This is a genomic window from Microbacterium invictum, from assembly GCF_014197265.1.
Taxonomy (GTDB): Bacteria; Actinomycetota; Actinomycetes; order Actinomycetales; family Microbacteriaceae; genus Microbacterium; species Microbacterium invictum.
This window is the reverse complement of the sequence record NZ_JACIFH010000001.1, coordinates 1,717,112-1,738,782: the sequence shown is the minus strand read 5'-3', so window position 1 is coordinate 1,738,782 and position 21,671 is coordinate 1,717,112. Positions and strand designations below refer to the sequence as shown.

18 protein-coding genes are annotated in these 21,671 nt (G+C 70.1%); 11 read left to right on the top strand and 7 right to left on the bottom strand.

Annotation, left to right across the window (positions count from 1 at the left end; all coding sequences use genetic code 11):
* Positions 1 to 3: 3 nt before the first annotated feature.
* Both BKA10_RS08350 and BKA10_RS08345 read right to left on the bottom strand, forming a co-directional pair.
* On the bottom strand, positions 4 to 678 hold the full coding sequence (locus BKA10_RS08350; RefSeq protein ID WP_183499470.1) for a GntR family transcriptional regulator: 675 nt from the start codon (positions 676 to 678) through the stop codon (positions 4 to 6).
* Positions 675 to 2,189 (bottom strand): fumarylacetoacetate hydrolase family protein, encoded by a 1,515-nt coding sequence (locus BKA10_RS08345; RefSeq protein ID WP_183499469.1) that lies wholly within the window; start codon positions 2,187 to 2,189, stop codon positions 675 to 677. Before BKA10_RS08345 ends, BKA10_RS08350 begins: the two co-directional genes overlap by 4 nt.
* Before the next feature lie 139 nt (positions 2,190 to 2,328).
* Here BKA10_RS08345 and BKA10_RS08340 point away from each other — a divergent pair, with 139 nt between their 5' ends.
* From BKA10_RS08340 to BKA10_RS08320, 5 genes are all read left to right on the top strand, one after another.
* Positions 2,329 to 3,714, top strand: coding sequence for an MFS transporter (locus BKA10_RS08340; protein ID WP_183499468.1), 1,386 nt, complete (start codon positions 2,329 to 2,331; stop codon positions 3,712 to 3,714).
* A gap of 144 nt (positions 3,715 to 3,858) precedes the next feature.
* Positions 3,859 to 4,809, top strand: a complete 951-nt coding sequence (locus BKA10_RS08335; RefSeq protein ID WP_183499467.1) for an ABC transporter ATP-binding protein — start codon at positions 3,859 to 3,861, stop codon at positions 4,807 to 4,809.
* Between the two features lies 1 nt (position 4,810).
* The gene (locus BKA10_RS08330) at positions 4,811 to 5,578 is read left to right on the top strand and encodes an ABC transporter permease (RefSeq protein ID WP_241739894.1); all 768 of its coding nucleotides are present in this window, start codon (positions 4,811 to 4,813) and stop codon (positions 5,576 to 5,578) included.
* 10 nt (positions 5,579 to 5,588) lie between these two features.
* Complete coding sequence (locus BKA10_RS08325; RefSeq protein ID WP_241739895.1) at positions 5,589 to 6,770, top strand: sensor histidine kinase; 1,182 nt, start codon at positions 5,589 to 5,591, stop codon at positions 6,768 to 6,770.
* On the top strand, positions 6,767 to 7,390 hold the full coding sequence (locus BKA10_RS08320) for a response regulator transcription factor (protein ID WP_308221551.1): 624 nt from the start codon (positions 6,767 to 6,769) through the stop codon (positions 7,388 to 7,390). Before BKA10_RS08325 ends, BKA10_RS08320 begins: the two co-directional genes overlap by 4 nt.
* 59 nt (positions 7,391 to 7,449) lie before the next feature.
* Here BKA10_RS08320 and BKA10_RS08315 read toward each other — a convergent pair whose 3' ends face one another.
* Positions 7,450 to 9,117, bottom strand: a complete 1,668-nt coding sequence (locus BKA10_RS08315; RefSeq protein WP_183499466.1) for a thiamine pyrophosphate-binding protein — start codon at positions 9,115 to 9,117, stop codon at positions 7,450 to 7,452.
* A gap of 275 nt (positions 9,118 to 9,392) precedes the next feature.
* On the opposite strand from BKA10_RS08315, the gene BKA10_RS08310 reads away from it, so the two are divergent.
* The gene (locus BKA10_RS08310; RefSeq protein WP_183499465.1) at positions 9,393 to 10,865 is read left to right on the top strand and encodes an NAD-dependent succinate-semialdehyde dehydrogenase; all 1,473 of its coding nucleotides are present in this window, start codon (positions 9,393 to 9,395) and stop codon (positions 10,863 to 10,865) included.
* A gap of 347 nt (positions 10,866 to 11,212) precedes the next feature.
* Positions 11,213 to 12,280: a winged helix DNA-binding domain-containing protein gene (locus tag BKA10_RS08305; RefSeq protein WP_183499464.1), complete on the top strand. Its 1,068-nt coding sequence runs from the start codon at positions 11,213 to 11,215 to the stop codon at positions 12,278 to 12,280.
* 238 nt (positions 12,281 to 12,518) lie between these two features.
* On the opposite strand, the gene BKA10_RS08300 is transcribed toward BKA10_RS08305, so the two are convergent.
* On the bottom strand, positions 12,519 to 13,961 hold the full coding sequence (locus BKA10_RS08300) for an XRE family transcriptional regulator (RefSeq protein WP_183499463.1): 1,443 nt from the start codon (positions 13,959 to 13,961) through the stop codon (positions 12,519 to 12,521).
* A gap of 125 nt (positions 13,962 to 14,086) precedes the next feature.
* Here BKA10_RS08300 and BKA10_RS08295 point away from each other — a divergent pair, with 125 nt between their 5' ends.
* Positions 14,087 to 15,982, top strand: a complete 1,896-nt coding sequence (locus tag BKA10_RS08295) for a phosphoenolpyruvate carboxykinase (GTP) (RefSeq protein WP_183501116.1) — start codon at positions 14,087 to 14,089, stop codon at positions 15,980 to 15,982.
* A 326-nt stretch (positions 15,983 to 16,308) separates the two neighbouring features.
* On the opposite strand, the gene BKA10_RS08290 is transcribed toward BKA10_RS08295, so the two are convergent.
* Together BKA10_RS08290 and BKA10_RS08285 are read right to left on the bottom strand one after the other, a co-directional pair.
* Positions 16,309 to 18,210, bottom strand: a complete 1,902-nt coding sequence (locus BKA10_RS08290; protein WP_183499462.1) for an ABC transporter ATP-binding protein — start codon at positions 18,208 to 18,210, stop codon at positions 16,309 to 16,311.
* A 74-nt stretch (positions 18,211 to 18,284) separates the two neighbouring features.
* The gene (locus BKA10_RS08285) at positions 18,285 to 18,476 is read right to left on the bottom strand and encodes an AsnC family protein (RefSeq protein WP_241739928.1); all 192 of its coding nucleotides are present in this window, start codon (positions 18,474 to 18,476) and stop codon (positions 18,285 to 18,287) included.
* A gap of 95 nt (positions 18,477 to 18,571) precedes the next feature.
* On the opposite strand from BKA10_RS08285, the gene BKA10_RS08280 reads away from it, so the two are divergent.
* From BKA10_RS08280 to BKA10_RS08270, 3 genes are read left to right on the top strand one after another with little or no spacing between them, the layout of a single operon-like run.
* Positions 18,572 to 19,513 carry an ATP-binding cassette domain-containing protein gene (locus BKA10_RS08280; RefSeq protein ID WP_183499460.1) on the top strand — a complete coding sequence of 314 codons (942 nt, stop codon included), beginning with the start codon at positions 18,572 to 18,574 and terminating at the stop codon, positions 19,511 to 19,513.
* Positions 19,510 to 20,370, top strand: a complete 861-nt coding sequence (locus BKA10_RS08275) for an ABC transporter permease (protein ID WP_183499459.1) — start codon at positions 19,510 to 19,512, stop codon at positions 20,368 to 20,370. Before BKA10_RS08280 ends, BKA10_RS08275 begins: the two co-directional genes overlap by 4 nt.
* Positions 20,367 to 21,197, top strand: a complete 831-nt coding sequence (locus tag BKA10_RS08270; protein WP_248198862.1) for an ABC transporter permease — start codon at positions 20,367 to 20,369, stop codon at positions 21,195 to 21,197. Before BKA10_RS08275 ends, BKA10_RS08270 begins: the two co-directional genes overlap by 4 nt.
* Positions 21,198 to 21,238: 41 nt before the next feature.
* Here BKA10_RS08270 and BKA10_RS08265 read toward each other — a convergent pair whose 3' ends face one another.
* A complete protein-coding gene (locus tag BKA10_RS08265; protein ID WP_183499458.1) occupies positions 21,239 to 21,589 on the bottom strand; it encodes a Fe-S protein in 351 nt (116 codons plus the stop codon).
* Positions 21,590 to 21,671: the final 82 nt, after the last annotated feature.

The window sequence follows — 21,671 nt, the reverse complement described above, 5'->3', positions numbered from 1 at the left end:
CCGTCAGTGGTGAGAAGCGTCGGGGTGCCGCGCGGCCAGGAACGCGTCCAGGGTGCGCAGGCGGTGGGTACGGGTGGCCAGTTCGATCTCGGTGGGATCGGCGCGCGTACGGATGAGTTCGAGGATCTGGGCGTGCTCCTGGACCGAATGGCGCGGCCGGTCGGGGATCTGGGCGAACGAGGTGTCGCGCAGGCCAGACAGCCGCGACCAGGACCGGTCGACGAGCTCGAGGATGTGCGGGTTCGGGCACGGCGCGTAGAGCACCTGGTGGAACTGCTGGTTGAGCTGCGTGAACGCGTGCGCGTCGAAATGCTCGATCATGCGGTCCATGCGGTCGTTGATCTGGGCGGCGTGATCGAGGTCGGCCGCCGTCAGCACCGGGGCCGCGAGTGACGTGGCGTAGCCCTCGACGAGACTCAGCGTCTGCATCGTGAAGACGTACTGGTCTTCGTCCACGACCGAGACCCGGGCGCCGACGTTGCGCTCGAAGGTGACCAGTCCCTCCGCCTCGAGCCGGCGGATGGCTTCGCGCACCGGCACGACGCTCATGCCGAGCTCGTCGGCGATCGAGCCGAGCACGAGCCGGTACCCCGGGCTGTATGCGTGCCCCTGGATGCGATCGCGGATCCAGGTGTAGGCGTGCTGCGACTTGCTGCCTGCCGTCTCCACGGTGCTCATCGGGTCTTCTCCGCCTCATACCGGGCACGCCACTGCGTGTTCATCGGGAACAGCCCGTCGACCGGATGGCCCTCGGCGACGCGCTCGGCGATCCAGCCGTCCTCCTCTTCCTGCGCGAGGGCCGCGTCGACGACCTCCTCGACAAGGGCCGGAGGGATGACGATGACCCCGTCGGCGTCGCCGACGATGACATCGCCCGGCTGCACCGTGGTGCCGCCGCAGGCGATGGTGACATCGGCATCCCACGGCACGTGCTTGCGGCCGAGGACGGCCGGGTGCGCGCCGGACGAGTACACCGGGATGCCCACGGCCGCCACCGCATCGGCGTCGCGGACGCCGCCGTCAGTGACGATGCCGGCGGCGCGGTTCGCGTGGGCGCGGATGGCGAGGATGTCGCCGAGCGTGCCCGAGCCGGTCTCGCTGCGGGCCTCGATCACGATGATCTCGCCCTCGCCGACCGCATCGAATGCGCGCTTCTGCGCGTTGTAGCCGCCGCCGTGGCTGGTGAACAGGTCTTCCCGATTCGGGACGAAGCGCAGGGTCTTCGCGGTGCCGACGATCTTGCGGTCGGGATGATTCGAGCGGACGCCGTCGATCGTCACGTTGTTCAGGCCGCGCTTGCGCAGCTGGGCCGACAGGCCCGCGACGGGAGCCTCGGCGAGCTTCGCCCGAAGGTCGGGCGAGAGGATGGATGCCGGCGCCGCCGGCGCCTCGGTCGTCGAAGCCGGAAGCCCGGCCGCCTCGCGTGAGCCCCACGCCTCTTCGCGCTGCGTGTCGTCGACGGCCGGCAGCGAGCCGACCGTGTCGTCGAACGCCGGGCCCTCGCCCTGCACGACAGTCGTGACCAGCCGGCCCGAGGTGGCGCCGGTGGCAGGGGAGTCGACCTCGACCTCGACGACGTCGCCCGGCACGATGACCGATGATCCGGCCGGGGTGCCGGTGAGGATGACATCGCCGGGTTCGAGCGTGAAGTGCTGCGACAGGTCGGCGACGAACTGCGCGAGCGGAAAGATGAGCCCGGAGGTGTCGTCGTCCTGGGCACGCGTGCCGTTGACCCACGTGCGCACTCGCAGCGCCGCGGGGTCGACAGCCCGCGCGTCGATCAGGTGCGGGCCGATCGGGGTGAAGCCGTCGCCGCCCTTCGAGCGGACGTTGGAGCCCTTGTCGCCCTGGCGCAGGTCGTAGAGCCCGAGATCGTTCGACGCCGTGACCCAACCGACGTGGTCCCATGCGTCGGCAAGGGGGACGTGGCGGGCGGCGGTGCCGATCACGAGCGCGATCTCGCCTTCGAAGGCGAGCAGCTCGGTGCCGGCCGGGCGCTCGACGGTTCCGCCGGAGGCGGCCACGGAACTGGAGGCCTTGAAGAAGTACGACGGAGCGGCCGGTGTCCTCCCGCGCTGGTCGGCGCGGGACCGATAGCTCAGGTGGACGGCGATGATCTTGCCGGGGCGTCCCGGGAGTCCCGAGAAGCGCCGATCCGCGGCATCCGTCTGCGTGATGTTCTCGGTCATGAGCTCCCTCGCCCTGGCATCCACTCTTGTGTCGTATCTCAAATCGTATATGATCGGGTCCCATCCGGCAAGCGATCCCCTCAGGACGTGTGCCGGAACAATCCAGACAGCGGAGTCGCACGACATGGGAGTCTTCAGAATGAGCGCAACGCAGCCCACCCCCGAGGGGTTCACCCCCACCGGAACGATCGCCAGCACCGTGGACAGGCGCCGCGTCGTCTTCGCCACGGTCGTCGGCACCACCGTCGAGTGGTACGACTTCTTCATCTACGCGACGGCCGTCGGCCTCGTGTTCGGTCAGCTGTTCTTCGCCCCGCTGGGCGCCAACAGCGCCATCATCGGATTCGCCACGGTCGGCGTGAGCTTCCTGTTCCGCCCGCTCGGCGCCTTCCTCGCCGGCCACTTCGGCGACAAGTTCGGGCGCAAGGTCGTGCTCATGTGGACGCTGATCCTGATGGGCGCGGCCACCGCGCTGATCGGCGTGCTGCCGACCTACGAGGCGATCGGCATCGCGGCGCCGATCCTGCTCGTGCTGCTGCGCATCCTGCAGGGTATCTCGGCCGGCGGTGAGTGGGGCGGCGCGGTGCTGATGGCCGTCGAACACGCACCCAAGAAGCGCCGCGGCATCTTCGGCGCCTCGCCGCAGATCGGCGTGCCGCTGGGCCTGCTGCTCGCGTCGGGCGTCATGGCCCTGATGACGATCATCGCGCCCGGCGATGCCTTCTTGCAGTGGGGCTGGCGCATCCCGTTCCTGTTGAGCGTCGTGCTGATCCTCGTCGGCTACTACGTGCGCCGCAAGGTCGAGGAGAGCCCCGTGTTCACCGAGCTCGCCGAGCGCAAGGAGAAGGCGCGGATGCCGATCGTGCAGCTGTTCGCGAAGCACACTCCGCTCGTGATCATCGCCGCACTCGTCTTCGCGGGCAACAACGCGGTGGGGTACATGACCACCGGCGGGTACATCCAGGGGTACTCGACGAACCCCGACGGACCGCTGGCACTCGAGCGCGGACCGGTGCTGTGGGCGGTGACCGGCTCGGCCGTCACGTGGCTGCTGTCGACGCTCGCCGCCGGCTGGGTCTCCGACCGCATCGGGCGTCGCACCACCTACCTCATCGGCTGGGTCCTGCAGCTCGCCGGCGTGTTCCTGCTGTTCCCGCTCGTGAACACCGGCGACATCTGGCTGCTGTTCGCGGGTCTGGCGATCCTCACGATCGGGCTCGGATTCACCTACGGCCCGCAGGCGGCGCTGTACACGGAGCTGTTCCCGGCATCCATCCGCTTCTCGGGCGTCTCGATCTCGTACGCGATCGGCGCGATCGTGGGCGGCGCGTTCGCCCCGACCATCGCGACCGCGCTGGTGCAGGCGACCGGCACCACCATCTCGGTCACCTGGTACCTCGCCGGCATGACGGTGATCGGCCTGCTCGCGACGCTGATGCTCCGCGACCGCAGCGGCATTCCGCTGGGACCCGACCACGAGGCCGAGCAGCAGGTCAGCCCGATCTACGGCATGTCCAAGGCCTGATCACGGCGATGGATGCCGGGGTCCGCAGCCCCGGCATCCATCACCCCTGTGGGAGCTCCAGGCGATGTCCGCGTGACACGTGTCATGCCAAGTGCGTGACGCAGCCCTCCGGACTCGGCGGCCGGTGACAGCCAGGCTGGAGGCATGCACACCGCACCTGACACCCTCGCACCCGAGTCCCGCGTCACGACCGATGCCGTGATCGAACTCACCGACCTGCGCCGGCACTTCGGTGCGGGCGATCGCACAGTGAAAGCCGTCGACGGCGTCGACCTGCGCATCGACCGCGGCGAAATGGTTGCCCTCCTCGGCCCGAACGGCGCCGGCAAGACCACGACGCTCGACATGCTGCTCGGGCTCGCCTCGCCCAGTTCGGGCACCGTGACGGTACTCGGCGGGCCGGCGGTTAAGGCCGCAGCATCCGGCTCGATCGCGGCGGTGCTGCAGACCGGCGGGCTGCTCTCGGACCTCACCGTCCGTGAGACCGTCGAGGTCATCGCCTCGCTGCACGGCCGCGACGCCCTGTCGCGGGTGCCGTCGGTGCTCGAGCGCACCCAGCTCGACCACCTCGCCCGTCGCCGCATCGCGAAGTGCTCGGGCGGCGAGCAGCAGCGCGTCAAGTTCGCGCTCGCGCTGGTCGCCGACCCCGACATCCTCGTGCTCGACGAGCCGACCGCCGGCATGGACGTCACCGCCCGGCGGCGCTTCTGGGACGTGATGCGCGCCGACGCGGATGCCGGGCGCACGATCGTGTTCGCCACCCACTACCTCGAAGAGGCCGAGCAGTTCGCCCGCCGCACGGTGGTCATGCACCACGGCCGGATCGTCGCCGACGCCCCGACGGCCGAGCTGCGTGCCGGCCTGGGCGCCCGCGGGGTCTCCGCCACTCTGCCCGCCTCGGCCACGGCCGATCTCGTCGGGCAGCTGACGGCGACCGACGGCGTCACCGACCTGCGAGTGGATGCCGGGCGACTCAGCCTGCGCGCCGTCGACTCGGATGCAGTGGCAGCCGCCCTGCTGCGCGCCGGCGCACGCGATCTGGAGATCGTCGCACCCACCCTCGAAACCGCCTTCACGACTCTCACGGAGGACTGACATGTCGAACTCACTGATGATCTCGCCCACCATGCTGCGGATCGAGGCCCTGCGCCAGATCCGCAACCCATACACCCTCGCGTTCACCCTCGGCATGCCTGTGGCGATGTACCTGCTGTTCGGGGCGAGCATGGGCTACGGCTCGCTGCCCGCCGGAAACGGCAACGTCGCGTTCTACATCATGGTCTCGATGGCCGCCTACGGCACAGCCGTGGCGATGAGCTCGATCACGTCGCTGGCCGCCACCGAGGCAGGGCAGGGCTGGGGTCGGCAGCTCGCGATGACGCCGCTGAGTACCGCCGGGTACGCCGCGACCAAGCTGATCACCGCCGTCTCGTTCGCGGCGCTCGCCATGGTGGCGGTGTTCGTCGCCGGAATGCTGACCGGGGCCGAGGCCACCGATGCGTGGCGCTGGTTCGCCTGCGGCGGGATCATGCTCGGAGTCGGTCTCATCTACGGCCTGTACGGGCTCGGGGTCGGGCTGTTCTTCAACTCCGACACGGCTGCGGCACTGGCATCCATCTCGATGACCTTCTTCGCCTTCTTCGGCAACGTGTTCATGCCGCTCGACGGCGTCATGCTCGACATCGCCCGCTTCACGCCGCTGTACGGCTACGTCGCGCTGGCCCGCTGGCCGCTCACCGAAGGGACGCTCACGACCGGGCAGACCGACCCGCTGTGGGCCCTCGTGCTGAACGTCGCCGTCTGGCTGGCGGTGTTCGTGGTGCTGGTCGGCGTCGGCGTGAAGCGGTCGCGTGCCCGCCGATAGGGTCGAGGCCATGACCGACGACGCGACATCGGGTGCGGGCGACGGCGCGATCGCTTCGGCCGCCGGCGCCGCACCTGCGGCGTGGGCGATGGCCGGGAGCGGCAGCGGCCGTCGCGGCACGCGCTCGGCGTGGGAGCGGTACGGCTGGGTCATGGCGGCCATCTGGATGGTGTTCCTCATCTACCCGCTCTTGGCGCTGCTGCGCTCGGAGGCCGACCCGGGGTGGATCGTCGCCGGGTGGATCGGGCTGGCCGCATTCGTCGTGATCTACGTGGCGGGTTTCGTCAACGGCATGACGTTCTCCGGAGGCGGACTGACGAGCTCGCCGAAGCCGGTGCAGTGGATGGTGCTCGCCCTGCTCATCGTGTGTGCCCTCGTGACGATCCCCGCCGTGGGCGGGAACGCGTTGAGCTTCGTGCCGTTCATCATGTCGTTCGCCTCATACGGACTCACGCGTGCGGCGCACTGGCTGATACTCGTGGGCGGCGTCGGGGTCACCGCGGCGGTCGTGCTTCTGACCCCTGGCGGCCTCGACTATATTTCCATCCTCGCCATCGTCGCCCTGCTGGGCGTGGTCAACACGGTGTCCACGACGCTCATCATCCGCTCCGCCCAGGCGGAACGGCTGGGTCTGGAACTGGCCACGAGCGAGGGGCGCGAAGCGGTGGCGCGCGACGTGCACGACCTGATCGGACACACCTTGACCGTGGTGCGCCTGAAGAGTCAGCTCGCCCGCCGCCTCATCGACAGCGATCCCGAGAAGGCGAAGGCGGAACTGGCCGACATCGAGGCGCTCACCGCCGAGGCGATCGCAGGCGTGCGCGAGACGGTCGCGGGGGTCCGCAGCGCCACCCTTGCCGATCAGCTGGTGAGCTGCCGAGGGGTGCTGCAGGGGGCCGGCATCGCTTTGCGGGTCGACGGCGAGGTCGGGGCGCTGTCGCCGGCTCAGTCGCTCACAGCGGGATGGATCCTCCGCGAGGCGACGACGAACATCCTTCGACACGCCTCGGCCGGCGCTGTCACCGTGCGCATCGCTCCCGGCAGGTTCACGGTGATCGATGACGGCGTCGGGTTCGGCGGGGCCGAAGGCAACGGCGTGCGCGGAATGCGCGAGCGGGCGAGTACCGCCGGCGCGACGCTGACCGTCACCGCCGAGGCCGAAGGCGGCACGCGGGTGGAGGTGACGTGGTGAGCGGGGCAGTGCAGCCCATCCGGCTGGTGATCGTCGACGATCAGGCGATGCTGCGCGGCGCACTGTCGGCGCTGCTCGATCTCGAGTCCGACATGCAGGTTGTCGCGACGGCCGGCGACGGAGACGAAGCGGTGCGCGTGGTCGCGGAATCCGCTCCAGATGTCTGCCTCATGGACATCCAGATGCCCGGCACCGACGGCATCGAGGCGACCCGCGCCGTGCGCGCGGCGAGTCCGGACACCCGGGTGCTCATCGTCACCACATTCGCGCGGCCCGGATACCTGCGGGCCGCGCTGGAGGCCGGAGCCAGCGGATTCGTCGTCAAGGACGCCCCGGCCGAGCAGCTCGCCGACGCCGTGCGGCGTGTGCACGCGGGGCTGCGCGTGGTCGATCCGGTGCTTGCCGAGGCGAGTCTGTTCGAGGGCGCGAATCCGCTCACCGACCGGGAACGGCAGATCCTACGGCTCGCCGCCGACGGGCGCAGCGCGGCCGCGATCGCCGCAGAGGTGTACCTCTCGGCCGGGACCGTGCGCAACAACCTGTCGGCGGCGATCGGCAAGGTGGGGGCGACGGGCCGGGCTCAGGCGGTGCGGATCGCGCAGGACAAGGGCTGGATCTGAACGGCGGCCGGTGACGTGGTCGTGACCGAGCGTGGGCAGCCCCGGCGACATCGGCCTGATCAGGAGTTCACGCGGATGATCTCCTGCTGGTACGGCGCGATCACCGAGGTCGAGACGCGGCAGTCCAGCAGCAGGAAGGGCCGTTCGCCGGCCGGCGTCGCGGCCCATTCGTCGAGGGCGGCCAGGTCGTCGAGCGTGCGCACCACGACGCCCTCCGCGCCGACGGCGCGCGCGAACCCGGCGAAGTCGACCTCCGGGATCAGCATCGGCTCGGTGGCCAGGCCCTGCAGCCCGTAGAGGTTGACCTCGGCGCCATAGGCGGCGTCGTTCCAGACGACGGCGAGGCCGCGTCCACCGGCGACGCGCACTGCCGATTCGAGGTCGGCGAGGGCCATGAGGCCACCGCCGTCGCCGCTGGACAGGACGATGGTGGATGCCGGTTTCGCCCGAGCCGCGCCGGGCACCGATCCGAACCCGAGTCCGATCGCCTGGTACGCGGTGCCGACCATCATCATCCGGTCGGGCGAGGCGACCGGCCAGTACATGTTCGCCCAGCCGATGAAGTGACCGCCGTCGGTGACGACGACCCGGTCACGGAGCTCGCCGGTGCTCTCGAGCACCGTGCCGATGCGCTCGGCGACCGAGCGCGGATCGAGCCGACCGTCGGCGGCGACGCGTTCGCCGCGGTCATACGCGCGAAGCGCGGGAACGTCGACGGACTCGCGCCAGCCGCTCGGCTCCGGGCCGAGGATGCGCAGCTCGTCGGCGATCATGCCGGCGACGAGCCGAACGTCTCCCCGGATGAATCCGCTCACATGCGGATGGGTGGCCGCCGGTGCGGTGTCGATCTGGAACACGCGCGTGCCCGGGGCGAACAGGTCGCCGAACCGCATCGTGAACTGGTTGAGCGAAGCGCCGAACACGACGGCGATGTCGGCGGTGCGCACGAGCTCCATCGCGCCCTCCGCGCCGAAGCCTCCCGTCACCCCGAGGTCGAACGCGCTCGCGGGGAAGGTCCCTCGGCCGAGCGCCGTCGACGCGGTGACCGCGCCGGTCAACTCGGCGAGCTCGCCGAGCACGTCTCCGGCGCCTGAGGTCCACGCCCCGCGACCGGCGAGCAGGAAGGGACGTGAGGCGTGCGCCAGTGCCCCCGCCAGGTCGCGGATCGTCTGCCGGGCGAACGGGCCGGCGGGGGCAAGTGGTGACGGCAGCTGTGGGGCGGGCACGGGCGGCACCTCACCGGCATCCACCTTCGCCACGTCATACGGAATCGCGAGCACCGTCGGCACCCGGTACGACAGAGCGTGCTCGATCGCGATGATCGTCGTCGCCGCCGCATCGGCCCGTCCCACCGTGTAGGTGCGGGCACCGACCGCCGAGGCCAGGGCGATCTGGTCGACGTCCCACGGCCGCGGGCCGGAGGTCGGCTCGTCGCCGACGACGAGGATCAGCGGGACGTGCGCCTGCACTGACTCGGCCAGCGCGGTCAGCGTATTGGTGAACCCGGCGCCGTAGGTCGCGGTGGCGGCGGCGAGGCCTCCGCCCGCACGATGGTAGGCATCGGCGGCCACGACACCGGCAGCCTCGTGGCGCACCGCGGTGTAGGTGACGGCGGTCGAGCGCTCCAGCGCATCGAGGAAGTGGGCGTTGCCGTTGCCCATCACGCCGAAGACATGGTCGATATGACGTGCGAGGGTCTGGGCGACGTGGGCGGAGACGGTGGGCATGGGAATGCTCCTTCGAGACGAACGGAAAGATGCCGTGTGTGTCTCGCGCGCCCTGACCCCTGCCGGGGCGGCTGCGTGCCCATTTTTCGAGCACCGGCGGCTCGCATCGCCGCCGGACGATCCGAGTATACGAGTGATGGGTGCCGGTTGCCGACCGTGCCGGCCGGGCGCGGCCGTCATACTGGCATCCGTAGCAGTGACCCGCCCCCACGCGTGATCGTATACGATTCAGGAGGGGTGCGGCACCGGCATCCACACGTGACGAGGGAGTCGATATGAGCGAGAACCGTGAGACCGAGCTGCTGGCGTCCGTCCCGGACGGGCTGTTCATCGGCGGCCAATGGCGGCCAGCCGAGAGTGGCACGACGCTGCAGGTCCACGACCCGGCGACCGGGGCGCTCATCAAGGAGATCGCGTCGGCCTCGCCGGCCGATGGCATGGCCGCGCTGGATGCCGCGGATGCCGCGTTCCCGGCCTGGGCGGCCACGCCGCTGCGCGAGCGTGCCGAGCTGCTGCGCCGCGCATTCGATCTGCTCCAGGAGCGCAAGGAGGACTTCGCGCTGCTGATGACGATCGAGATGGGCAAGCCACTCGCCGAGGCGCGCGGCGAAGTCGCGTACGGGGGTGAGTTCGTGCGGTGGTTCAGCGAGGAGGCCCCCCGCATTCAGGGCCGGTACGGGCAGAACCCCGAGGGCACCGGCCGGATGATCGTGTCGCAGCACCCGGTGGGGCCGTGCTTCCTGATCACCCCATGGAACTTCCCGCTGGCCATGGCGACCCGCAAGATCGCCCCCGCGCTGGCGGCAGGCTGCACGGTCGTGATCAAGCCGGCCGCGCTCACGCCGCTGACCACGCTGTTGTTCGTGAAGCTGCTGGAGGATGCCGGGCTGCCGGCCGGTGTGGTCAACGTGATCACCACGTCGACGTCGAACGCGGTGTCCGAGCCGATCATCCGCGACCCGCGGCTGCGGAAGCTGTCGTTCACCGGGTCGACCCCGGTGGGGCAGGCGCTCATGGAGCAGGCCGCCGAGGGTGTGCTGCGCACCTCCATGGAGCTGGGCGGCAACGCCCCGTTCGTCGTGTTCGACGACGCCGACCTCGACAAGGCCGTCGACGGGGCGATCGCCGCGAAGTTCCGCAACGTCGGGCAGGCCTGCACCGCCGCGAACCGGTTCATCGTGCACCGGTCGGTCGCGGACGAGTTCGCCGCCCGGGTGACCGAGCGGGTGCAGGGGATGAAGATCGGCCGCGGCACCGAGGACGGTGTCGTCATCGGTCCGCTCATCGATGACCGTGCCGTCGCGAAGGCGAACGACCTGGTCCAGGACGCTGTGGGGCGCGGGGCGACGCTGCGCACGGGCGGGAAGGCGATCGACGGCGACGGGTCGTTCTTCGAGCCCACCGTCGTCAGTGACGTGCAGCCCGGCTCGGACATCCTGCGCGAGGAGATCTTCGGCCCGGTGCTCGCGATCATCCCGTTCGACGATGAAGACGACGCGGTGCGCATCGCGAATGACACCGAGTACGGCCTCGTCTCGTACGTGTTCACCGAGAGCCTCGCCCGCGGGCAGCGGATGATCGAGCGGCTCGAGACCGGGATGATGGGCTTGAACATGGGCGTCGTCTCCAACGCCGCCGCTCCCTTCGGCGGCTGGAAGATGTCGGGCCTCGGTCGCGAGGGCGGCGCCGAGGGCATCCACGAATACCTGCAGACCAAGTACACCCTGACGCCCAACCCCTTCGGGTAAGCCGGAGGCGGGCGTTCATCCGTCGCTTCGCTCCGGCGGCGGCGTTCATCCGTCGCTTCGCGCCCGCGGCGGGGTTCATCCGTCGCTTCGCGCCCGCGGCGGGGTTCATCCGTCGCTTCGCGCCCGCGGCGGGGTTCATCCGTCGCTTCGCGTCGTCATAGCGCGGCGAGGCGACACTTCGGGCCGGATGAAGGCCGGGGTGTCGCGCGGGCTCGGGGTTCATCCGTCGCTTCGTGTCGGTATGGCGTGGGGTGGCGACACTTCGGGCCGGATGAAGCCCGGGCGGCGCGCGGGCTCGGGGTGGCGTGTGTCCCGCGGTCGTCGGGGCCACCGGGCATGATGGCCCCATGGACATCTCGCGGCTGCGCAGCGAGCGCCTGCGCTCACATCGCCTGACCGCGCCGGCCGCGAGCGTCGTCGACGCGGCCGCCCACATGACCGCGACGCAGGCGCAGGAGTTCTGGGGCGGGCGCTGGGCGCTGGCGGCCCGGACGCGCGGCGAGCTGCGGCTGAGTGGGGTGGATGCCGAGTTCGAGCGTGGCCGGCTGATCCGGTCGTGGACGCAGCGCGGCACCCTGCACATCCTGCGACCGGCAGACCTCGGATGGCTGCTGGCCGTCACCGGGGCGCGGCAGGAGAAGCAGTACGCCGCGCCGCTGCGCAATGCCGCGATCACGGCATCCACCCTGACGACGGCAGAGCGCGCCGTGCGCGCCGCACTGTCCGGCGGCAACCGGCTCACCCGGCGCGAGTTCGCCGAGGTGCTGCAGGCCGCCGGTATCGACACGGCGGGGATGCGCGGCAACCACATCCTGGTGATGATGTGCCTGCGCCAGGTGACGTGCCTCGGCCCGGTCGTGCCGCGCGACGGTGCACCCAGCCGCGACCAGTACGTCGTGCTGGCCGAGGAGTGGATCTCAGATGCCACGGCCCCGGCCGACCCGCTCGCCGAGATGTTCGTGCACTACATCGCTTCGCATGGCCCGGCCGGCGTCGCCGATTTCCGCTGGTGGGCAGGCGTGCCGCTGGGCATGGCGCGTGCGGCGGTGGATGCTGCGGGAGACCGCGTCGTCGAGGTCGAGCAGGGACTGTATACCGCCGCCGGTCCGCGGCCGCGTCGCTCGGCGTTACCCGAGGTTCTGGCTCTGCCGCCGTTCGAGGAGTACTACCTCTCGTATGCCGACCGCTCGGTGCCCTGCCCACCCGAGTTCACCCCGACGGTCGGGCCCAGCCTGCAGGGTCTCGTGCGGCCGGTGCTGCTCGCCGACGGCGAGGTCATCGGTGCGTGGACGCACTCCGTCGCCGTGGGCAGGCATCACCTCGACCCGGTGCCCGAACTGTTCACACCCGGCGCCGCCCCGGCACCCGCGGTCGCCGACGCGCTCGCGCGCTTCGCCCGCTTCATCACCGGCTGACGGCGCGGTGCCCCGAGCAGCGAGCCGCTGACGCCCTACGAGAGATCCTGCCAGCGCGCAAGCGGAGACGCCGAGGGGCGAGCCGTCCGCGACGTGCTCAACCGCGTCGGCGACAAGTGGTCGCTGCTGATCGTCGCGACCTTGCGAGGCGGCACCGCTGCGATTCAGTGAGCTGCAGCGCCACTGATCGATCACGCCTCGCCGGCAGCCGGAGAGCGCGACGGTCACGTGGCCGCGGTCAGCGGGCCGCGTGCCGCTCCAGGAACGTGTAGACCTCACCGTCGTCGACCCCCGGGAAGGCTCCGCGGGGGAGCGGCGTGAACATCTGCATGTGCACGCGCGCGCTCGGCCACGCCTTGCCCTCCCACCGGCTGGTCAGCGCGCTGTCGGGGCGCCGGCAGCACGACTCGTCCGGGCAGGTCGAGGCGGCGCGCTTCTGCGTCTCGCGGCCCCGCCACCAGCGGGCGTCGTCGAAAGGCACCCCGACGGTGATCGAGAACTCGCCCTCGGCGGTCGACCCGGTCTGGCTCGAGCACCAGAAGGTCCCCGCCGGGGTGTCGGTGTACTGGTAGTGCTCGGTGGTGCGGTTCTGCTGTCCGAACGCCGACCGTGCCGCGAAGCTGCGGCACACGACCTGGCCTTCGACGGCGCCGGTGACGTCCATCGGCAGCGGCAGCTCGTCGTTCTCGTACACGCGGCTGATCGCGCCCGTGCCGTCCACGCGCAGGAAGTGCAGCTTGATGCCGAAATGCTCGGTCAGCAGGTTCGTCATCCGCATGCCGGCAGCTTCATGGGTGACCCCGAACGCGTCGCGGAAGTCCTCGACGGCGAGGTTGCGATCCTTCTTGGCCTGCGTGAGAAAGGCGACCGACGCGGTTTCGGGCATGAGGCAGCACGCGGCGTAGTAGTTGATCTCGAGCCGTTGTTGCAGGAAGTCGGCGTAGTCGGTGGGCGGAGTGTGGCCGAGCAGCCGGTGCGCCATCGCCTGCAGCGCCATCGATCGCAGTCCGTGTCCGCCGGGGATGGATGCCGGGGGCAGGTAGATCCGGCCGTTCTCGAGATCGGTGACCGAGCGCGCCGAATGCGGCAGGTCGTTGACGTACAGCAGCTCGAAGCCGAGCTGGGAGGCCATGATGCTCACCGTCCGGTGCGTGAGCGCCCCTGACACGTGCCCGGCCGCCTTGAGCTGCTTCTCGGCGAGCTTCTCGATGTCGCCGAGGTAGTTGCCGCGCTCCCGCATCCGCAGTCGCAGTTCGGTATTGGCGCGGCGCGCCTCTTCGGGCGTCGCGATGGCCTCGCGCTCGCGGCGCAGCAGCTCGCGGTGCAGCCCCAGGATCGACTCGATCGTCTCGTCGCTCATCGTCTTGGTCACCCGCACCGGCTCGACGCCCATCCGCCGGAACACCGGGCTCGCCTGCGCCCGCTCGAGTTCGAGTTCGAGGGCGGCGCGGCGGTTCGGCGGCTCGGCCGACAGCAGGTCGGTGACATCGGTCCCGGTGGCGTGCGCGATGGCCTGCAGCAGCGACAGCTTCGGCTCGCGCTTGCCGTTCTCGATCAGGCTCAGCTGGCTGCCCGCGACGCCCACGATCCCACCGAGCTCATCGAGGGTGTACCCGTGCGCAGTGCGGTGATGACGGATCCGATGGCCGAGCGTGGACAGTTCCAGGGACGAGGGAGCCATTCCTTGAGCATACTGAAAGAAACAAGATTCTTGACGTGGATGCCCAGTGAAAGACCGCGCGCATGAGGCGCAGAGTGGAACAGGAACGAGACCTCGACCTCGACCATGACTTCGAAGGAGCCGACATGGCCATCGCCGACATCTTCACCCGGACCGCGCCCATCGCCCAGCCCACCGCCGCGCCGCGCCGGGCCACCGCGTATGGGGAGCGACCGGAGCTGTCCGGCGCGGGCATGGCAGACCTGGAGGCATGGGTCGACGAGATCGCCGCGCTCACGAAGCCCGCCCGGGTGCACTGGGTCGACGGCTCGCGCGCCGAGAACGAGGCGCTCCTGCGCGAGATGGTGGACGAGGGCAAGCTGATCAAGCTCAACCCCGAGTGGCGCCCCGGTTCGTACCTCGCCCGCTCCCACCCCAGCGACGTCGCCCGCACCGAGGGTCGCACGTTCATCGCCTCCGAGCGTGAAGAAGATGCCGGTCCCACCAACAACTGGGCGGCACCCGACGACATCCGCGCCACCATCACACCGCTGTTCGACGGCTCGATGCGCGGCCGCACGATGTACGTCGTCCCCTTCTCGATGGGCGCCGTCGGCGGCCCGCTGTCGCACATCGGCGTCCAGGTCACCGATAGCGCCTACGCCGTGGCATCCATCGGCATCATGACCCGCGTCGGGACCGCCGTGCTCGAGCAGATCGCCGAGGGCAAGCCGTGGGTCAAGACCGTGCACTCGGTCGGCGCGCCGCTCGAGCCTGGCCAGCACGATGTCGAGTGGCCGTGCAACGACGAGAAGTACATCGTCCACTTCCCCGACACGCTCGAGGTCTGGTCGTACGGCTCGGGCTACGGCGGCAACGCGATCCTGGCGAAGAAGTGCTTCGCGCTGCGCATCGCATCGGTCATCGGCCGCGACGAGGGCTGGCTCGCCGAGCACATGCTGCTCATCCGCGTCATCGACCCGGCCGGCAAGGCCTACCACGTCGCCGCCGCGTTCCCGTCGGCCTGCGGCAAGACGAACCTCGCGATGCTGCGCCCCACGATCCCCGGCTGGCGCGTCGAGACCATCGGCGACGATATCGCGTGGCTGCGGCCCGGCGAGGACGGACGCCTGTGGGCGATCAACCCCGAAGCCGGCTTCTTCGGCGTCGCGCCCGGCACCGGCGAGTCGACCAACGTCACCGCCGTCGAGACACTCTGGGGCAACACGATCTTCACGAACGTCGCGCTCCGCCCCGACGGCGACGTCTGGTGGGAGGGGCTGACCGACGAGACCCCCGCCGAGCTCACCGACTGGGAGGGCAAGCCCTGGACCCCGGCCGCAGGCAAGCCCGCCGCCCACCCCAACTCGCGCTTCACCGTCAGCGCGGCCCAGTGCCCGCAGATCGCGAGCGACTGGGACGCCGCCGAGGGCGTGCCCCTCGACGCGATCCTGTTCGGCGGCCGCCGCGCCACCAACGTCCCGCTCGTGGTCGAGGCAACCGACTGGACCCACGGCGTGTTCATGGGCTCGAACATCTCGTCCGAGCGCACCGCCGCCGCCGAAGGCACCGTCGGCGAGTTGCGCCGCGACCCGTTCGCGATGCTGCCGTTCTGCGGCTACAACATGGCCGATTACTTCGGGCACTGGCTCAAGGTCGGGCAGGCGCTGCGCTTCGACCGTGCCCCGCGGATCTTCCAGGTCAACTGGTTCCGCAAGGGCTCAGACGGCCGCTTCCTGTGGCCTGGCTTCGGCGACAACTCACGCGTCATCGACTGGATCATCCGCCGCATCGACGGCACCGTCGGCGCGGTCGAGAGTCCGATCGGCCGCCTGCCGCAGACGAGCGACCTCAACCTCGACGGCATCGACGTCCCGCAGGAGGACCTCGACGAGCTGTTCGCCATCGAGCCCGGGCTGTGGCTGCAGGAGGCCGACCTGACCGAGGAGTTCTACCAGACCTTCGAGGGCAAGGTGCCGCCGGCGCTGCACGCGGAGCTCGCCGCACTGCGCTACCGCCTCAAGCGCGCACAGACCGCCTGAGTCCGGGCCTTCCACGCCCCCGCCTGGCCGGCCTGACCGTTCCCGCTGCAGCCTCCCGCGCGCCGAGGTGGCTTCCCGCGCGCCGAGGTGGCTTCCCGCGCGCCGAGGTGGCCTCCCGCGCGCCGAGGTGGCCTCCCGCGCGCCGAGGTGGCCGGCCATCTCGCAGCGAGACTGGCCATCTCGCAGCGAGACTGGCCATCTCGCAGCGAGACTGGCCATCTCGCAGCGAGACTGGCCATCTCGCAGCGAGACTGGCCATCTCGCAGCGAGACTGGCCATCTCGGCGCGAGAGAGAAAGAGTGGGCGTCTCGGCGGTGGGGTCCGTTTCACACCAAGAGCTGCCGGGCCGCCAGGTCGCGGTACAGCGGCACCGATGCCACGAGCTCGGCGTGCGTGCCCTGCCCCACGACCTCGCCGTGGTCGAGCACCACGATGAGGTCGCTGTCGACGACCGTCGACAGGCGGTGAGCGATCACGATGAGCGTGCGGCCGGTCGCCACGGCGTCGATCGCGTCGCGCATGCGCTGCTCGTTGAGTCCGTCGAGCGACGAGGTCGACTCGTCGAGCAGCAGGATCGGGGGAGCCGCCAGCAGCGCCCGCGCGATCGCGAGCCGCTGGCGCTCGCCGCCCGAGAGCATGACACCCGCCTCGCCGACCGGTGCCTGCAGGCCCAGGGGGCTGCGTTCGAGCACATCGCCGAGGTTCACGGCGCGCAGCACGCGCTCGCAGTCCTCATCCGACGCAAGCGGCGACGCCAGCCGCAGGTTGTCGGCGATCGTGCCGGCCAGGGTCGGCGCATCCTGCTCGACGTAGCCGAGCTGCGCGCGCAGCACACCGCGGTCGAGCGTGCGGACGTCCTCGCCGTCGAGCAGCACGGCACCGGATGCCGGGTCGTAGAACCGCTCGATCAGGGCGAGCGTGGTCGACTTGCCGGCTCCCGAGGGCCCGACCAGCGCGACGCGCGCACCGCGCGGCACCCGGAACGACACGCCACGCAGCACGCCGCCCTCGGCATCCTCGACATCGATGGCGTCGGCGTGCACCTCGGTGAGCGTCTTGAGCGCCTCGGTCTCCGCGGTGCGGCGCGCCGCGACCACGGCATCCGGATACGAGAAGTGCACGTCGCGGAACTCGATCGCCGCCGACCCGGCAGCGGCCGGAACGTCGGCGGCGATCGCCGCGCGCGAGGCGATGGATGCCGCGATCTCGGCGTCGGCCTGCGTCTCGGTCGGCAGGTCGAGGACCTCCTGAATGCGCCCGAGGGCGCCCAGCGCCTGGTTCACCGAGGTGATCGCGCCGAAGAACGAGCCGAGCGGCGCGATGAGGAAGAACAGGAACATCACGAACGTCACGAGCTCGGCGATCGTGATCGCTCCGGATGCCACGCGGAAGCCGCCCACACCCAGCACCACCAGCAGGGAGAGCTGCATCGCGACGCCGGCGACCGGGACGACGAGCGCGGAGGCCTTCGCGACCTTCACTCCGGCCTCGTAGGCGGCCCCGGCGGTGCCCTCGATCGAGGCGCGCTCGCGTTCCGCGGCACCGGCCGCACGGATCGTGCGGACCGAGCCGATGGCGCGCTCGACCCCGGAGGCGAGATGGCCCACCTGCTCCTGCTGCACCTCGGTCGCTGAGCGGATGCGCCCGCTGAGCGCGCCCACGACGGCGACGGACACACCGATCACGATGAGGATCAGCAGCAGCAGGACCGGGTCGATGACGAGCATCGCGATGATCGCGCCGACGAACAGCAGGACGTTTCCCAGCGAATCGGCGAGTCCCTGGGTGAGGACGGCATAGAGCAGCGTCGTGTCGGTGCCCACCCGCGAGACGAGATCGCCGGTGCGCCGCGCGTCATACTCCTGCACCGGCAGATGCAGCAGACGCGCGATCAGACGCCGGCGGCTCGAGAACACGATCGCCGTACCGGTGCGCTGCAGCAGGTAGTGCTGATAGCCGCTGATGACAGAGGACAGCACGACGAGGACGACCAGGGCCCAGACGAGCCAGCCGAGCGGGGTCGCGGACTGCACGCGTTCGATCAGCTGGCCGACGACGAGTGGCTGACCGAGCGTGGCCAGGGCGCCGAGGATGCTGAGCACCGTGACGACGACGAGCACCCCGGTGTGCTCGAACAGGAACGGCAGCAGCTGTCGCAGCGACGCGCGCGGGCCATCGTCGGTGCGGCGACGGCGGAGGCCGCGGCGGCGGCCGGTGTCGGTAGACATGTGTGCGTCCTCGAGAGTCGGGGGTGGGGATGGATGCCGGGAGAGTGGATGCCGGGCGCAGGCGCCTCCGGGATCTATCTTCGCCCGTATTTCTTGTGGACCGCCTGCTTGCTCACGCCCAGCGACATCGCGATCGCCTGCCAGGAGTACCCGGCGACGCGGGCGCGGCGCACGGCGGCCTCCTCGGCGCGCTCGAGTTCGCGGCGCTGCCGGGTGATCTCCTGGATCAGCCGCAGCGGCGGCTCGGCTTCAGCGGCGCCGGTCATCGTGTGCACGTCGCTCATGGGGGTCAACCGTAGTTGACGTCCACGACACCCGTCAACCCGTGTTGACGTTCGGTGGGTGGCGTTAGGGTAGTCCGGTGCCAGAACCCGTGATCTCCGCCCAGAACCTCGTCAAGGCGTACAAGGTGAAGGGCAAGCCCGACTTCCTCGCTGTCGACGGACTCTCGTTCGAGGTCGCGCCGGGGGAGTCGTTCGGGCTGCTCGGCCCCAACGGCGCAGGCAAGTCCACGACCATGAAGATGATCGGCGCGGTGTCGACCCGCACGAGCGGCGACCTGCAGATCCTGGGGCTCGACCCCGACCAGTACGGGCCCGAGATCCGGTCGCGGCTGGGCGTCGTGCCGCAGCAGGACAACCTCGACGGCGAGCTCAACGCGCGCGAGAACCTCTACATCTACGGTCGCTACTTCGGCCTGCCCGGCAAGGTCTGCCACCAGAAGGCCGATGAGCTGCTGGCGTTCGCAGCACTCGAGGACAAGGCCAAGAGCAAGGTCGATCAGCTGTCGGGCGGCATGAAGCGCCGCCTCACGATCGCGCGCGGTCTCATCAACGATCCGCGCATCCTGCTGCTCGACGAGCCGACCACGGGCCTCGACCCGCAGGCGCGCCACGTGCTGTGGGACCGGCTGTTCCGCCTCAAGGAGCGCGGCACGACGCTCGTGCTGACCACCCACTACATGGACGAGGCCGAGCAGCTGTGCGACCGGCTCATCGTCGTGGACAAGGGCAAGATCATGGCCGAGGGCACTCCGGCATCCCTCATCCGCGAGCACTCGAGCCGCGAGGTGCTCGAGGTGCGGTTCGGCTCCGACCGCAACCAGCAGGTGGCCGGGCAGCTGCAGGGCATCGGCGACCGCGTCGAGGTGCTGCCCGACCGTGTGCTGGTCTACACGCACGACGGCGAGGAGGCGCTCGAGCGGGTCACGGCGGCGGGTCTGGAGCCGATCACCAGTCTCGTGCGCCGGTCGAGCCTCGAGGATGTGTTCCTGCGGCTGACGGGAAGGACGCTGATCGAATGAGCGCCGACGCCCTCACCGCGCACCCGTCGATCGACGAGCTGCGCGCCGAGGCCCTCGAATGGGGCCGCAAGCCGCGCCGGTTCGGCAGCTGGTACGTCACCGAGCACTGGGTCCGCGCGATGCGCGCCTACGGCTGGACGATCATCGTCGGCGCGCTCGGGCAGCCGATCATCTATCTGCTCGGCTTGGGCATCGGTCTGGCGATGCTCATCGACGCGCCCATCGACGACCGTGGCGTGCAGGTCTCATACCTGGTGTTCGTTGCGCCGGCGCTGCTGGTGACCGCGGCCATCTCGGTCGCGTCGGAGGAGATGACCTACCCGGTCATGGCCGGATTCAAGTGGCGCCGGTACTTCTACGGGTTCAACGCATCGGCGCTGTCGAGCCCGCAGATCGCGAACGGCGTGATCGCCGGGGCGGCCGCGCGCATGGTGGTCGCGGTCGCCGCGTACTACGTGTTCATCTGGATCTTCGGCGCCGTCCCGCACCCCGAGACCGGCTGGCTGTCGATCTTCGCCGGCGTCGCAGCCGGGCTCGCGTTCGGCATTCCGCTGATGGCATACGCCGGGTCGATCGAAGACGACAGGGGCCAGTTCGCGCTCGTGCAGCGGTTCGTCTTCATGCCGATGTTCCTGTTCTCGGGCACGTTCTACCCGCTTGACACCCTGCCGGCATGGCTGCAGTGGATCGGATGGATCTCGCCGCTCTGGCACGGCGCCGAACTCGGCCGCGTCGCCACGTACGGTGCCCCGGTCGCGCCGGGGATGATCGCCGTGCACATCGGCTACCTGGTGGTGCTGTGCGTGGCCGGCTACGTGTGGGGCCGGCGCGTGTTCGTCGAGAGGCTCGCGAAGTGACCGTCGTGCACAGTGACGCGGGCACCGATGCCGCGCGGCGCGGCGGGGTGCGCGCGCTCTGGGCGGGCAACCCCGGCGCCGTCGTGCAGCGCGGCCTCATCGCCGCGCGCTCGTCGAGCTGGATCGTCGTGCTGTCGGGATTCTTCGAGCCGGTCTTCTACCTGGCATCCATGGGGATCGGGCTCGGGGCGCTCGTCGGCGACGTCCAGACCTCGCAGGGCGTCGAGGTGCCCTACGCCGCGTTCATCGCCCCGGCGCTGCTGGCGGTGTCGGCGATGAACGGCGCGATCTACGACTCCACCTGGAACGTCTTCTTCAAGCTCAACTACGGCAAGCTCTACGAAGGCATGCTCTCGACCTCGCTCGGCCCGCTCGATGTCGCCCTGGGTGAGATCCTCTACGCGCTGCTGCGCGGCCTGCTCTACGCGACCGGCTTCATGATCATCATGCAGATCCTCGGGCTCAACCTCGCGCCCACCGCGATCCTGGCGATCCCGGCGGTCCTGTTGATCGCCTTCGGGTTCGCCAGCCTCGGCATGGCGGTGACCAGCTACATGAAGACGTTCCAGCACATGGACTGGATCAACTTCGTGCTGCTGCCGATGTTCCTGTTCTCCGCCACCTTCTACCCGATCACCGTGTACCCCGAGGCGGTGCAGGCGATCGTCATGGCGTTCCCGCTGTGGCACGGTGTGGAGCTGATCCGCGGCCTCACCACGGGGATCCTCAGTTCCGACATGCTCTGGCACGTCCTCTACTACGTCGTGATGATCGCCATCGGGCTCGTCTTCACGACGAAGCGGCTGCGGGCTCTCTTCCTGGACTGACGTCCCGTATCGAGCACGCAGCCGCTGCGGGTGAGGGTTCGTCAGCGCCAGAGGACGGCGATCGCCGCGTTCGCGAGGGTGAGCAGGCCGATGAGCCAGAAGATGACCGGCGGCACCGAGCCCGACTTGCGGGCGCGACCGGTGCCGATGCCCAGCAGCGCGCCGATCACGATCAGGATGACCAGCTTCGTGCCGATCTTCGCGTAGTTCATGTCGTAGTCGATGCCCCACGGGGCGGCGAGGGCCAGGCCGGCGACGGCCGCGACGGCCAGGCCCCAGTGCATGACGCGGTTGATGCCGCGCTTGCCGATCAATTCGACGACCCAGCCGCCGAACAGCATGGCGAAGCCGACGAGGTGGACCAGAAGGACGACGTGGCGCAGGGTTTCCATGCCCTCACCGTACCTTATGTTGGACTGAAGGTTGGGTGTGCCGTACGAGAGCGGGAAGTTCGCCATCAGGGAGAACAGCACG

Excerpts from the sequence above, each read along its gene's own strand:
- BKA10_RS08350 (WP_183499470.1), bottom strand. The coding sequence starts at position 678 with ATGAGCACCGTGGAGACGGCAGGCAGCAAGTCGCAGCACGCCTACACC.
- BKA10_RS08345 (WP_183499469.1), bottom strand. The coding sequence starts at position 2,189 with ATGACCGAGAACATCACGCAGACGGATGCCGCGGATCGGCGCTTCTCG.
- BKA10_RS08340 (WP_183499468.1), top strand. The coding sequence starts at position 2,329 with ATGAGCGCAACGCAGCCCACCCCCGAGGGGTTCACCCCCACCGGAACG.
- BKA10_RS08335 (WP_183499467.1), top strand. The coding sequence starts at position 3,859 with ATGCACACCGCACCTGACACCCTCGCACCCGAGTCCCGCGTCACGACC.
- BKA10_RS08330 (WP_241739894.1), top strand. The coding sequence starts at position 4,811 with ATGTCGAACTCACTGATGATCTCGCCCACCATGCTGCGGATCGAGGCC.
- BKA10_RS08325 (WP_241739895.1), top strand. The coding sequence starts at position 5,589 with ATGACCGACGACGCGACATCGGGTGCGGGCGACGGCGCGATCGCTTCG.
- BKA10_RS08315 (WP_183499466.1), bottom strand. The coding sequence starts at position 9,117 with ATGCCCACCGTCTCCGCCCACGTCGCCCAGACCCTCGCACGTCATATC.
- BKA10_RS08310 (WP_183499465.1), top strand. The coding sequence starts at position 9,393 with ATGAGCGAGAACCGTGAGACCGAGCTGCTGGCGTCCGTCCCGGACGGG.
- BKA10_RS08305 (WP_183499464.1), top strand. The coding sequence starts at position 11,213 with ATGGACATCTCGCGGCTGCGCAGCGAGCGCCTGCGCTCACATCGCCTG.
- BKA10_RS08300 (WP_183499463.1), bottom strand. The coding sequence starts at position 13,961 with ATGGCTCCCTCGTCCCTGGAACTGTCCACGCTCGGCCATCGGATCCGT.
- BKA10_RS08295 (WP_183501116.1), top strand. The coding sequence starts at position 14,087 with ATGGCCATCGCCGACATCTTCACCCGGACCGCGCCCATCGCCCAGCCC.
- BKA10_RS08290 (WP_183499462.1), bottom strand. The coding sequence starts at position 18,210 with ATGTCTACCGACACCGGCCGCCGCCGCGGCCTCCGCCGTCGCCGCACC.
- BKA10_RS08285 (WP_241739928.1), bottom strand. The coding sequence starts at position 18,476 with ATGACCGGCGCCGCTGAAGCCGAGCCGCCGCTGCGGCTGATCCAGGAG.
- BKA10_RS08275 (WP_183499459.1), top strand. The coding sequence starts at position 19,510 with ATGAGCGCCGACGCCCTCACCGCGCACCCGTCGATCGACGAGCTGCGC.
- BKA10_RS08265 (WP_183499458.1), bottom strand. The coding sequence starts at position 21,589 with ATGGAAACCCTGCGCCACGTCGTCCTTCTGGTCCACCTCGTCGGCTTC.